10 protein-coding genes are annotated in these 11,473 nt (G+C 72.4%); 5 read left to right on the top strand and 5 right to left on the bottom strand.

The window, feature by feature from the left end:
• Positions 1–87: 87 nt before the first annotated feature.
• Positions 88–297, bottom strand: a complete 210-nt coding sequence (locus ACFYPS_RS10025) for a hypothetical protein (protein ID WP_354965130.1) — start codon at positions 295–297, stop codon at positions 88–90.
• A 368-nt stretch (positions 298–665) separates the two neighbouring features.
• Positions 666–2,120, bottom strand: coding sequence for an NYN domain-containing protein (locus ACFYPS_RS10020; RefSeq protein WP_354965062.1), 1,455 nt, complete (start codon positions 2,118–2,120; stop codon positions 666–668).
• A 127-nt stretch (positions 2,121–2,247) separates the two neighbouring features.
• On the opposite strand from ACFYPS_RS10020, the gene ACFYPS_RS10015 reads away from it, so the two are divergent.
• From ACFYPS_RS10015 to ACFYPS_RS09995, 5 genes are all read left to right on the top strand, one after another.
• A complete protein-coding gene (locus ACFYPS_RS10015; RefSeq protein ID WP_354965063.1) occupies positions 2,248–4,002 on the top strand; it encodes a DEDD exonuclease domain-containing protein in 1,755 nt (584 codons plus the stop codon).
• 129 nt (positions 4,003–4,131) lie between these two features.
• Positions 4,132–5,925 (top strand): RelA/SpoT family protein, encoded by a 1,794-nt coding sequence (locus ACFYPS_RS10010; protein ID WP_354965131.1) that lies wholly within the window; start codon positions 4,132–4,134, stop codon positions 5,923–5,925.
• A gap of 53 nt (positions 5,926–5,978) precedes the next feature.
• A complete protein-coding gene (locus ACFYPS_RS10005) occupies positions 5,979–6,521 on the top strand; it encodes an NUDIX domain-containing protein (RefSeq protein ID WP_354965064.1) in 543 nt (180 codons plus the stop codon).
• The gene (locus ACFYPS_RS10000; RefSeq protein ID WP_387323845.1) at positions 6,518–7,417 is read left to right on the top strand and encodes an NDP-sugar synthase; all 900 of its coding nucleotides are present in this window, start codon (positions 6,518–6,520) and stop codon (positions 7,415–7,417) included. The genes ACFYPS_RS10005 and ACFYPS_RS10000 overlap by 4 nt, the downstream gene beginning before the upstream one ends.
• 78 nt (positions 7,418–7,495) lie before the next feature.
• Positions 7,496–7,783 carry an Lrp/AsnC ligand binding domain-containing protein gene (locus ACFYPS_RS09995; protein ID WP_354965065.1) on the top strand — a complete coding sequence of 96 codons (288 nt, stop codon included), beginning with the start codon at positions 7,496–7,498 and terminating at the stop codon, positions 7,781–7,783.
• 82 nt (positions 7,784–7,865) lie between these two features.
• On the opposite strand, the gene ACFYPS_RS09990 is transcribed toward ACFYPS_RS09995, so the two are convergent.
• From ACFYPS_RS09990 to ACFYPS_RS09980, 3 genes are all read right to left on the bottom strand, one after another.
• Positions 7,866–8,555 carry a DUF4142 domain-containing protein gene (locus ACFYPS_RS09990; protein ID WP_354965066.1) on the bottom strand — a complete coding sequence of 230 codons (690 nt, stop codon included), beginning with the start codon at positions 8,553–8,555 and terminating at the stop codon, positions 7,866–7,868.
• 193 nt (positions 8,556–8,748) lie between these two features.
• On the bottom strand, positions 8,749–10,380 hold the full coding sequence (locus ACFYPS_RS09985) for a cytochrome b N-terminal domain-containing protein (RefSeq protein ID WP_354965067.1): 1,632 nt from the start codon (positions 10,378–10,380) through the stop codon (positions 8,749–8,751).
• Positions 10,377–11,471, bottom strand: coding sequence for a Rieske 2Fe-2S domain-containing protein (locus ACFYPS_RS09980; RefSeq protein WP_354965068.1), 1,095 nt, complete (start codon positions 11,469–11,471; stop codon positions 10,377–10,379). Before ACFYPS_RS09980 ends, ACFYPS_RS09985 begins: the two co-directional genes overlap by 4 nt.
• Positions 11,472–11,473: the final 2 nt, after the last annotated feature.

Here is an 11,473-nt window from a genome sequence, read left to right as displayed (position 1 = left end):
TCGTACCCCGCTCATCCCGCCGCTCCTCCCGCCGTGACCGCCCATCCTATGGCCCGCGAAAAGCCCGCTTCGGGCGCGGTGTCGCGCTCAGGCGACCCGGCGTGCGGCGTGGCGACGGGCGGCGCCGGGACGCGCGGGCGCGGCCAGCACCTCCACGTCGTAACCGGCCCGGGCGAACACCTCGATCGCCTGGACCTCGGCGGCGTCCAGGCCGGCCGCCGGGGACGCCTCGTCGAACAGGCCGGCCACCAGGCAGCCGGAACAGAAACCCAGACAACCGCCCCGACCGGCCGAGATCGACTCCAGGTCAGCGATATCGGGGTATCCCGACCGGCCGGACACAGCGACATCGCCGACCTCGTGTCGATCACACGAAGGAGAGCGCTGCTCACCTGGCTACCGGCCAGACCCGCGCTTTGGCGCGGCCGAGCCAGCGATCAACCGCGTCCCAGCGGGCCACACCCGCGCCGACCAGCCGAGCCGTTCAAGTGTCCGAGTCAGCTGATCTGGATCGGGGAACGTCTTCACGATCCAATGCGGCGGGCCCCACCCCTGATCGACACCGTTTCGGCGATGTCGCGGTGTCCCGGGGCCGAGGATGGCCCGGTGTCAGCGATCTGGAGTCGATCATGCTTTAGCGCCCGGCGCGGGACGGCCAGACACGGTCAGGAGCGGGCGAGTCGGCGCAGCAGCGAGTCGGCGCCCAGCGGGTAGGCGCCGTGCCGACGGACCCCGTCGGCGACCTCGCGGTCGGAGGAGACCACCACCACCGGACGGCCCGCCGGCTCGGCCCGGACCAGCCGCCGGATCAGCTCGTCCGCGGTCTCGCCCTTGCGGGAGAAGAGCACCCGTACGCCCCGCGGCGCCGGCGGCAGCCCGTGCATCCGCTCGGCGCCGTCGAAGACCACGGTGACCTCGTCGCCGGTCTGCGCGGCGATCCCGCCCAGGCCGGTGACCAGGCGCTTGCGCTGCTGCTCCAGCGACATCTCACCGAAGCCGCGCTTGGTGACGTTGTAGCCGTCCACCACGAGGTGCGCCCGGGGCAGCGCGAGCAGCTGGTCCAGCCGGGCCGGGTCGTCGGTGTCCCGGGCGCGCGCGGACGGGCCGGCCGGGGCGGTGCCCGTCTGGTCGGCGAACGCGTCGGCGACGAAGTCGGCGGGGAGCTTGTCCACCGGGTCGAGTGCCAGCTCCCGGCGCAGCCCGACGGCGGCCTGGCCGATGGTCTCCAACAGCAGCCAGAGCCGGGCGTCGTCGACCGAGCGGGCCTCCTTGGCGCTGGCCCGGGCCACACCGGCGGCCGCCTCCGCCTCGGCCAGCCGGGCGCGGGCCCGGCGCAGCTCGGCGTCCACGTCGGCGCTGGCGCGCGCGGCCCGGCCGCGCTCGGTGGCCAGCAGTTCGGTGGCCTTGCGCTCGCGGGCCTGGGTCTCCCGCAGGGTGCGGGCCAGTTGGCGGGACTCCTCGCGGAGCTGGCCCAGCTCCTCCCGGACCCGGGCCAGCTCGTCACGGAGCTTCTCCGCCTCCACCCGGGCCACCGCGCGGTCGTGCTCGGCCCGGGTGGCTCGCTGCTCAGCCTCGCGGACCAGCTCGGCGACGACCGCGCTGTCCGCCTCGGCGCGGACCGCCGCGCCGCTGGCGTCGATCAGCTCCCGCCAACCGCGCGGCCGGGCCAGGTAGGCCAGCGCGGCCACCTCGACCGGGTCGGCGGCGGCCGGCGCGGTGCCCTCGACCACGGCCGCGCCGAGGTCACCGGCGTCGGCCAGCACCCGGGCGGTGACCCGCTGCCGGAACAGCGGGTCGCCGGTGAGCTGGGCGGCGATGGCTGGCGCGCCGAGCCGGGCCCGCCGGTTCGGGGCGAACTTGGCCACCCGGCGCAACGGCACCGGGACCTCGTCGGCCGGGAGGGTGGGCAGCACCGCGGCGGTCAGCGCCACGATCCGCTGCCGGACCGGCTCGGGCAGGACGGGCTCCGGCTCGATCGTCGGCTCGCCGCCCGGGCCCACCGGGCCGGATGACTCGTCGACGGCGGTCTCGTCGCCGCTGTCCGGGTCGCCCACGGCACCGTCGCGCGCGACCGGATCCTCCTGCTGGAGGTGGTCGTCGTGCGGCTCGGTGAGGGGCATGTGGCAAGTCTCCCACCGCGACCGGGCCCACCGCCCGGTGAGTGAGCCGATCTCTCATCCTAGCCCCATGCCCACCGGTGGGGCCGCTGTGACGGGAGTGTCGGACCGGCGCGCTAGCGTGCCGCCGATGGCACAGGCGGAGTACGTCCAGGAGTCGCTGGCCGGTCTCGACCCGGCGGTGGGCGGGGTGGACCCGGCGCTGCCGCTCTACGCGGCCACCTTCGTGGTGGTCGACCTGGAGACCACCGGCGGCGCGCCGGACGGCGGCGGCATCACCGAGATCGGCGCCGTCAAGGTGCGCGGTGGTGAGCAGCTGGGCGTGCTGGCCACCCTGGTCAACCCGGGGCAGCCGATCCCGCCGTTCATCACCGTGCTGACCGGGATCACCCAGGCCATGCTGATGCCGGCGCCGCCGATCGAGCAGGTGCTGCCGAGCTTCCTGGAGTTCATCGCCGACGCGGTCCTGGTCGCCCACAACGCGCCCTACGACGTGGGCTTCCTCAAGGCCGCCTGCGCGAAGCACGGCTACCGCTGGCCCAACCCCCGAGTGTTGGACACGGCGGCGCTGGCCCGCCGGGTGCTGACCCGCGACGAGGTGCCCAACCGCAAGCTGGGCACCCTGGCGGCCTACTTCCGCACCGCCACCCAGCCCACCCACCGGGCGCTGGACGACGCGAAGGCCACCGTCGACGTGCTGCACGGGCTGATCGCCCGACTGGGCGGGCACCGGGTCGACACGGTCGGCGACGCCATCGAGTTCGCCCGGGCGGTCACCCCGACCCAGCGCCGCAAGCGACACCTGGCCGAGGGCCTGCCCAAGGTGCCGGGGGTCTACATCTTCCGGGCCGCCGACGACCGTCCGCTCTACGTCGGCACCTCCGGCGACATCGCCACCCGGGTGCGCAGCTACTTCACCGCTGGCGAGAAGCGGGCCCGGATCTCCGAGATGCTGGCCGCGGCCGAGCGGGTCGAGGCGGTGGAGTGCGCGCACTCGCTGGAGGCGGAGGTCCGCGAGCTGCGGTTGATCGCCGCGCACGCCCCGCCGTACAACCGGCGGTCGAAATACCCGGAGCGGATGGTCTGGCTCAAGCTGACCGACGGGCCGTATCCCCGGCTGTCGGTGGTCCGCGACCTCTCCCCCACCGACACCGCCTACCTCGGCCCGTTCACCTCCCGGCGGTCCGCGGAGCTGGCCGCCGCGGGCTTCCACGACGCCGTGCCGCTGCGCCAGTGCACGCACCGGCTCTCGCTGCGGACCATCACGCCGGCCTGCGCGCTGGCCGAGCTGGGTCGCTGCCCGGCTCCCTGCGAGCACAAGATCACCCCCGAGGAGTACGACCACCGCGCCGCGGCGCCGTTCCGCACCGCCACCGTGAGCGACCCACAGCCGGTGGTGGACGCGCTGCTGGCCCGGATCGACGTGCTCTCCCGCGACCAGCGCTACGAGGAGGCCGCGGTGGTGCGGTCCCGGCTGGCGGCGGTGCTGCGCGCCACCGTGCGGATGCAGCGGCTGGCCGCGCTGACCGGGATCGTCGAGCTGGCCGCGGCCCGGCCGGCCGCCCGGGGCGGCTGGGAGCTGGCCCTGGTCCGGCACGGGCGGCTGGCGGGCGCGGGGGTGTCCCCGCCCGGCGTCCACCCGCGACCCACGCTGAACGCCATCCGGGCCACCGCCGAGACGGTGTCGGGTGGGCACGGCCCGGTGCCGGCGGCCACGGCGGAGGAGTCCGAGCGCATCTTGTCCTGGTTGGAGCGACCGGAGACCCGGCTGGTGGAGATGTCCTCCGGTTGGTCCTCCCCGGTGGGTGGCGCGGGGCGTTTCCGGGACCTGCTGGCGAAGGCCGAGAGCGGGGCGTCCCACCAACTCTCGACCGAACGCTCATGACCAAGTGACCGATCGGACTACGTCGACTCGCTTAGGCTGTTAGAGAAGTGCAGTCCTGCCCGATTCGTGGGCCTGCTCCCGGTCGCCGGGTTTCGGCGGTCGCGGGGCCGGGGTGAGGAGGTGTCCCTCGTGGACGTCGACGCCGGGCACGGCGCCGCCCTGGGGGGCGCCCTGCCGACCCAGTCGGGTGAGCTGCCGCTGGCCCGCCGGCTGCGGTCGTTGCTCACCTGGCCGACCGCCGACTCCGACCCGGTCACCCAGCTGGTCCGGACCCACCGGGGCATCCACGCCGGCACCGACCCGGCGGTGCTGCGCCGGGCCTACACCATCGCGGAGAACATGCACCGCGGGCAGTTCCGCAAGAGCGGGGAGCCGTACATCACCCACCCCCTCGCGGTGGCGCAGATCTGCGCCGAGCTCGGGATGGACACCACCACCCTGGTGGCGGCGCTGCTGCACGACACGGTGGAGGACACCCGATACACGCTCCAGGCGCTCTCGGAGGACTTCGGCGGCGAGGTGGCCCACCTGGTTGACGGGGTGACCAAGTTCGACAAGGCGTTCTACGGCAAGGCCGCCGAGGCGGAGACGATCCGCAAGATGATCGTCGCGGCCGCCAAGGACGTCCGGGTCCTGATCATCAAGCTGGCCGACCGGCTGCACAACATGCGCACCCTCGGTGTGCGCTCCGCCGCCTCGCGGGAGCGGATCGCCCGCAAGACCCAGGAGGTGCTGGTCCCGCTCTGCGACCGGCTCGGCATCCAGACCCTCAAGCGCGAGCTGGACGACGTGGTGCTGCTGCACCTGGAGCCCGACGAGCACGCCCGGCTGGCCCGGCACGTGCACGACCGGCCGGGCTGGGACGCGTACCTCGACGCGGTGGTCAGCCGGGCCCGGGTGGCGCTGCGCCGCAGCCGGGTGGACGCCGAGGTGAGCCCCCGCCCGCGGCATCTCTACTCGATCTGGAAGGACACCACCGCCGGCGACCACGCCGCGCCGTACGACCTGCCGCGTATCGCGGTGGTGGTCGATGGTCCGGCCACCGACTGCTACGCCGCACTGGGTGCGATCCACGGCACCTGGCGCCCAATTCCCGGCCGGTTCAAGGACTTCATCGCATCGCCGAAGAACAACCTCTACCGCTCGCTGCACACCAGCGTCTGCGGCCCGCAGGACCGCACCGTCGAGGTGCTGATCCGCACCGAGGAGATGCACCGCTCGGCCGAGTACGGCATCGCCGCCGACTTCCGCTTCCCGCGTTCGGGAGGCAGCAGCGCGGCGGCGCGCGCCGAGCAACTGGACTGGCTGCGCCGGGTCCTCGACTGGGAGCCGGACGCCGCCGACCCGGCGCAGTTCCTCGAGTCGCTGCGCTGCGACCTCGCCGAGGGGCAGATCCAGGTCTTCTCCGACGGACGGCAGGTCGTGCTACCGGCCGGCGCCACGCCGGTCGACCTCGCCTACGAGCTGGGCGGCGAGCGGGGCGACCACTGCCTCGCCGCCCGGATCAACGGCCGGCTGGCGCCGCTGAGCTCGGAGCTGGACGAGGGCGACGTGGTGGAGATCTTCACCGAAGACGACGGGGACAACGGCTTCGAGGCCGGTGAGGCGCCGCGCGGCCCGCGCCGGGAGTGGCTGGACTTCGTCAAGTCGCCGCACGCGCAGATGCAGATCAACCGGTGGTTCGCCGGGCACACCGAGCCGGGCATCACGATCAGCGACAAGGTCCGCCTCGGCCGGGCCACCATCGGGCTCGCCCTGCGCCAGCACAACCGCGGCCTCGCCAGTGACCTGCCACTGCTGCGTCTCTCCGAGGAGCTGGGCTATCCCGACCTGGAGACCCTGCTGGTCGCCGTTTTCGACCGGGTGATCGAACCGGACACGGTGGTACGCCAGCTGATCGACCTGGTCGACCATCGACAGTGACCGTCCAGGCCCCAGCACGTCCGAAGGACTTTCGTGACCACTAGCCTGGGGTCATGATCCCCCGCTCCCGCGCCACCGGTCGGGCCATTTTCTACCAGGCCTTCTACCGGTTGCCGCTGCCGGTGCGCCGTCGACTGGTCCGGTTGGCCGTGCCCAAGTACATCGTCGGCGCGGTAACCCTGGTCCGCGACGCCGAGGCGACGGGTGCGGGCCGGTTGCTGCTGCTGCGCCAGCCGCCCGGCAAGGGGTGGTCGCTCCCCGCCGGTCTGCTGGATCGGGGCGAGGCCCCGGTGGTGGGCGCGGCTCGCGAGCTGTTCGAGGAGTCCGGCATCCGGCTCCCCCCGTCCCGGCTGCGTCCCGCGGTGCCGAACGCGATCGTGCACGCCAAGGGTTGGGTGGACATGGTCTTCGAGGCGGAGGTGCCGGCCTCCGACACCGAACTGGCGGTCGACGGCGCGGAGGTCTTCGAGGCCGCCTGGCACCCCCTGGACGACCTGCCGAAGCTGACCTGGCCGACCGCCCGGCTGCTCGCCTACTACGGCATTGGGCCGCTGGCCGGGCAGTTTCCGCCACCGGTGCCCGACATCACGCCGTGACCGGGGCGGCGGGTGTGCCGGCGACCGGGGGGCGGGCGGGCGACCGGCGCGCGGAGGTCTGTGCGGTGGTGCTCGCCGCGGGCGAGGGCACCCGACTGCGTCCGCTCACCGAACGGGTGCCCAAAGCGCTCTGCCCGGTGGGCAACGTGCCGCTGCTCGACCGGGCGCTGGCCCGGCTGGCCGGGCTCGGCCTGACCGGTCCCGGACGGGTCGCGGTGAACGCCTGCTACCTCGCCGACCAGGTGGTCACGCACGTCGGTGACCGCGCCCACCTGTCGGTGGAGCCGGGCGACCCGCTCGGCACCGCGGGCGGCGTGGCCAACCTGCGGGACTGGATCGACGGCCGGCCGGTGCTGGTCGGCAACGCCGACGCGTACCTCGCCGACGCGGCGACTCCGCCGGGCCCGGACGTGGCCGCGCTGCTGGACGGCTGGGACGGGCACTCCGTACGCCTGCTCGGTCAGCCCGCCGCGGACCCGGCGGCGCCGGGCACCTTCGCCGGGCACTGCTTCACCGGCTTCTCACTGCTGCCCTGGCGGCTGGTCCGCGACCTGCCGTTGGTCTTCTCCGACCTGGTGCGCGCGGTCTGGCGACCGGCCGAGGCGGCCGGGGCCCTGGAGGTGATCGCCTACCCGGGCACCTTCTACGACACCGGCACCCCGGCCGACTACCTGGCAGCCAACCTGCACGCCGCCGCCGGCGGCACCCTGATCGACCCGTCCGCCACGGTGGCCGGTCGCTGCGTCGAGTCGGTGGTCGGCGCCGGCGCGCGGGTGTACGGCGACGTGCGGCGCACCGTGGTCTGGCCGGGCGCGACGGTCCGCGACGGCGAACGGCTGCGCGACACGATCCGCGCCGGGGACGGCTGCACCGTGCCGGCCAGCGCGCACGGTTGAGCCCCGACGCCTCCCGCCTCCGGGCCCGACGGAAACATCTAGCATGGGCGACGACGCCGACGAACGGAGAAATGTCCCGTGATCACCGCGATCGTGCTGATCGACTGCGCCACCGATGCGATCCCCGAGGTGGCGGAGAACCTGGCCAACCTTCCCGGCGTCAGCGAGGTCTACTCGGTGGCCGGGCACGTCGACCTCATCGCCATCGTCCGGGTCCGCGAGTTCGACCAGATCGCCCAGGTCATCGCGGGCGGCATCTCCAAGGTGCCGGGTGTGCTGAACACCGAGTCGCACATCGCGTTCCGGGCGTACTCGCAGCACGACCTGGAGGAGGCGTTCGCGATCGGCCTGGCGAGCGCGGACTGACACACCGGCGGCGCCGACGGGTGCCGGGACGCACGGCGGCCGGCCCACCGCGTGGGTGGGCCGGCCGTCTGCTGCCGCTACGTCAGCTCTCGCTGGGAGCCGGCGACTCGGTGGTGCCGCCGCCCGGAGCCGGCGACTCGGTGCCGCCGCCCGGAGCCGGGGACTCGGTGCCTGTGCCACCCGGAGCCGGCGACTCGGTGCCAGTGCCACCCGGGCTGGGCGTACCGCTGGCGCTGGTCTGCGGGACCGGAATGCCGAGCTGGTTGGCGAGCTGAACCAGCTCGTCGTAGTGCGTCTGCAGAATCGGCAGGGCGGTCTGGGCCAACTGGACCACCGACTGCTCGGAGCCCTGTGAGATCTCCGTCTGGGTGGCCTGGATGGCCTGGACGTGACCGGCCAGCTCGCTGGTCACCCACAGCCGGTCGAACTCCTTGCCGCTGGCGTTGTTCAGCTGGTCGATGACGGCCTGCTGATCGGCGCTGGGCTCGTTTGGCAGGTCCACCCCGAGCTGGGACGCGGTCTGCTGCACCGTCTGGTCCAGCTGGGTGTGATCGGTCTTCAACATCGCGCCCAGGTCCTTGACCCCCTGGTCCTGGCCCTTCTGCTGGGCCAGGTCACCGGCGGTGATTTCGAACAGGTTGACCTGGTGCACCGCCTGCAGATACTGGGTGTCCTGCGTTGACGGCTGTGCCGCGGCCTGCGCGGCCGCGGCCGGCGCGACGCCGACCAGTACCAGCGCGGCCAACAGGCCGAGGCGTTTGATACCCAACATGCTTCCCCCCCTTGAGACGTTGGACCGCACGGATACCCGGCTCACCGGGGTTATTCCTGCGATCGCCCGTCGCGCGGGGTCTACCGGTCGCGCCGTGACCGTCCCACTCCTGGCCGGATGGGCGGTGGACACGGATACGACGTGGCGCCCGCCGGAATTCCGGCGGGCGCCACGTGACGGTGCGGTCGGGGGGTCAGCGGCGGCTCTCGCCGCTGCTGATCTCCTCGCGCTCGGGCCGGGCCTCGACCGGCGGGTGACCCGGCGAGACCGGCGCCTCGGCCGGCTTCTCGATCGGGTAGAAGAAGCCCCGGATGGCCGGGCCGAGAGCCCCGAGCCGGTTCATCTTCTTGGGCACCACCCAGCCGACGTACTCCAGCTCGCCGTGGCCGTCCGCGTGCCCGTTCGCCGCGCTGAGCGGCTGGTGCACCTCGATGAACCGGCCGTCCGGCAGGCGCCGGATGATGCCGGTCTCCACGCCGTGCGCGAGCACCTCGCGGTCGTGCTGCTGCAGACCGAGGCAGAGCCGGTGGGTGATGTAGTACGCCACCGGCGGAATCACCAGCAGGCCGATTCGGCCGGCCCAGGTCATCGCGTTCAGGCTGATCTGGAACTTGTCGGCGATCACGTCGTTGGCGCCGGAGAGCGTCAGCACGATGTAGAAGGACACCGCCATGGCGCCGACCGCGGTCCGGGCCGGAACGTCCCGGGGCCGCTGGAGCAGGTTGTGGCTCTTGCGGTCCTTGAGGTGCCGGGCCTCCAGGAACGGGTACATCGTCGACAGGCCCACCAGGATGCCGGGCAGCACGACCGTCGGCCAGAACAGCGGCGGGATCACGTACCCGTCGCCGAGCGGGATGTTGATCTCCCAGGCGGGCATGAGGCGGGTCGAGCCGTCGAGGAACATGACGTACCAGTCCGGCTGGCTGGCGGCCGAGACCACCCACGCCTCGTACGGGCCGAACAGCCAGATCGGGTTGATCTGGAACAGACCGCCCATCAGCGCGATGACGCCGAAGACGACCATGAAGAAGCCGCCCTGCTTGAGCGCGTACCGCGGGAACATCCGCTCGCCGACCACGTTGCCGTTGGTCCGGCCGGGGCCGGGCCACTGCGTGTGCTTCTGCTTGAAGACCAGGCCCAGGTGGACGCTGATCAGCGCGACCAGCAGAGCCGGGATGAGCAGCACGTGGGCGATGAAGAACCGGCTGATGATGATCGTGCCGGGGAACTCACCGCCGAAGATCGACGAGGTTACCCAGGAGCCGATCACCGGGATGGACAGCATGATCGCCGAGGCGATCCGCAGGCCGGTGCCGGACAGGCCGTCGTCCGGCAGCGAGTAGCCGGTGAAGCCGGCCAGGAAGCCTACCCAGAACAGCAGCGAGCCGATGATCCAGTTGGTCTCCCGCGGCTTGCGGAAGGCACCGGTGAAGAAGACCCGCAGCATGTGCACGACGATCGCGGCCATGAACAGCAGCGCCGACCAGTGGTGCATCTGCCGCATCACCAGACCGCCACGGACGTCGAACGAGATGTCCAGGCTGGAGGCGTACGCGGCGGACATGGGCGTGCCCTGCAACGGCGCGTAGCTGCCGTCGTAGACCACCTCGGTCATCGCCGGCTCGAAGAAGAAGGTGAGGAACACACCGGTCAGCAGCAGCACGATGAACGAGAACAGCGCGATCTCGCCGAGCAGGAAGGACCAGTGGTCCGGGAAGACCTTGTTCAGCAGCCTGCGCAGCGGGGTGGCCACCTGGAAGCGGTCGTCCACCCCCACCGCGGCCTTGCCCGGCGTCGCCGCAAGGTCAAGCTTTCGACGCTTCATGGCCGCTCCCAGAAATCAGGCCCGATGGTCTCGGTGTAGTCGGACTTCGCCACGAAGAAGCCCTCAGAGTCCACCTCGATCGGCAGCTGCGGCAGCCGGCGGCTGGCAGGGCCGAAGACGGGCGTCGCGTTGTTGGTGATGAGGAACTGGGACTGGTGGCACGGGCAGAGCAGACGGTTGGTCTGCTGCTCGAACAGGCTTGCCGGGCAACCGGCGTGCGTGCAGATCTTGGAGAACGCCGCGAAGTTGCCCCACATGTAGTCGCCGTGGCCGACCTCGGGCCGCGAGTTGGCTTCCCGCGACTTCTGGGCGTCCGCATCGCGCAGGTGGATCAGCAGCGTCGGCGAGTCGGCGTGCCGGTTGCTCACGCCGTGCTCGATGCCCGGAAAGACCGTCAGCTGACCACCGCTGCTGATGTCCGCCGGGCGCACCGGTCGGCCGTCCTCGCGGACGAGGCGGATCTTCTGCCCGCCCTCGGTCTGAGCGAACCCGGTGGTGAACATCTGGTTGTTCTTGTGCGGTTGGGAGATCAGGCCGCCGACCAGCGGCGCCGCGACCACCGCCCCGACTGGCGCGAGACCGGCCAGCAGCGAGATGCCGAGCAGTGGGCGACGCTTCACACCCAGCTCGTCGGCCATGTAGAGCATGGTCTGACCGGTGATGGTGCGGCCGTCCGCGTCCACCGCCCCCTCGTGCCGGTCCTGGATCGAGACCTCCTTGGGCAGCAGCTTCTTGCCCCAGGTCAGGATGCCGAATCCGACGGCGAGCAAGGCCACGCCCAGGGTGGCGCCGAGCAGCGGGGTGTAGAACTTGTCGCCGCCCCGGCCCGGCTCGTACTGCCAGGGCCACCAGATGTAGATGGCCAGGAAGGCAGTCGCCGCCAGGCCGGTGATCAGGAAGAACCCGGCCACCACCCGGGTCAGGCGGCGCTCGGCCTTGGTGCCGGGCTGCACCTGCGGCTCGTAGTGGACGATCTCGATGTCGTCCCGGCGCGCGCCTTCACGAACGATGTCGAACCGGGTCAGCCCCGGGGTGTTCACGTCGAGCGGCTCCCGGCCCTGCGGGGCCTGGTGCTCGGTGTGCGTGCTCATGC

This window comes from Micromonospora sp. NPDC005087 (assembly GCF_042872965.1).
Taxonomy (GTDB): domain Bacteria; phylum Actinomycetota; class Actinomycetes; order Mycobacteriales; family Micromonosporaceae; genus Micromonospora.
Note: the sequence above shows the minus strand (reverse complement) of the source record. Positions and strands in the feature narration are given on the sequence as shown.